Here is a 1,095-nt window from a genome sequence, read left to right as displayed (position 1 = left end):
GTGACGGGCGATGCGACGGTGGAGAACACGCTGAGCACCTTCTGGACTTCCGAGAACGGCGCGTTCGAGACGTAGAGCACGTCGCGGCTGCGCATGCGGAAGGCCTGGGCCAGGAACAGGCCGTTGGGATCGCGCATGTTGAAGCGGTAGACCACCGGCACGAGCTTCGTGCTCAAGAGCGGCGAGCCCGGCCGCAGGCGGCGCACCAGGGTGTTCGGCTCGAAGCGGTACAGGAACACGCCCTCCGCATCCGCCTGGACGTCCGAGAGGCCGCGCGCCCGGGCGAGACCCTGGGCCAGCGTGATGCCCTCGGCCGAGAACTGCAGCTCGGTGGCGTTGCCGAGCGCGCCGAGCGCCATGAAGGTCTGCGGGTCACGCACCAGCGTCAGCACGTCGTTCGGCCGCATGAAGATGTTTTCACGGGGGTTCGACACCACGGCGGTCATCGGCACCGTCACCGTGGTCGGCCCGCGCGACAGCCGCACGTAGGTCTCGCTCACAGCACCCCGCACCCCGCCCACCGAGGCGATCACGTCGAGGAGCCGGTCGCCCTTGCCCGACAGCGGGATCCGCGCGCCGCTCGTCACCTCGCCGGTCACCGTCACCGACTGCGAGATCGGCTTCGACACCGTCACCAGCACCTGCGGCTGGATCGCCTTGCCGGCGAGCTCGTTCTCGATGAGCACCTGAACGTCCTGCGGACGCCGCCCCGCCACCTGGATGCGCCCGGCATAGGGCACCGAGATCGCCCCGTCGCGGCTCACCACCTGCTCCGGGATCTGCGCGGATTTCGAGCCGGCCGAGAAGCGGTCGGCCACCAGTGGCCCCGAGAACAGCCCGCCCGAACCGGCCTCCCAGACCTGGATCGCCACCGAGTCGCCCACCCCGATCAGCGGCTCGGCCGAATTCCGATAGTCGCCGAAGGCCGCGAGCAGGCTGTCGAGCGGCCGCGAGCGCAGCGCCTCGATGATCGCCGGGTCGACGTCGATCAGCTCGTAGCGCGCATACACCCCCTGGGGCGTCGCGACGTCCGCCCCGTCCACGATCGCACGCGACGTCGGACCAGACGCCGGCAGATACGAGCAGCCCGAGGCC

1 protein-coding gene is annotated in these 1,095 nt (G+C 70.4%); it reads right to left on the bottom strand.

What is annotated here, in order from left to right; all coding sequences use genetic code 11:
- Positions 1-1,095: polysaccharide biosynthesis/export family protein (locus FV217_RS22390; RefSeq protein WP_147821837.1), on the bottom strand; the 1,095-nt coding region annotated here is incomplete at both ends.

It is taken from the genome of Methylobacterium sp. WL9 (assembly GCF_008040035.1).
In the GTDB taxonomy this organism is placed as follows: domain Bacteria; phylum Pseudomonadota; class Alphaproteobacteria; order Rhizobiales; family Beijerinckiaceae; genus Methylobacterium; species Methylobacterium thuringiense.
Note: the sequence above shows the minus strand (reverse complement) of the source record. Positions and strands in the feature narration are given on the sequence as shown.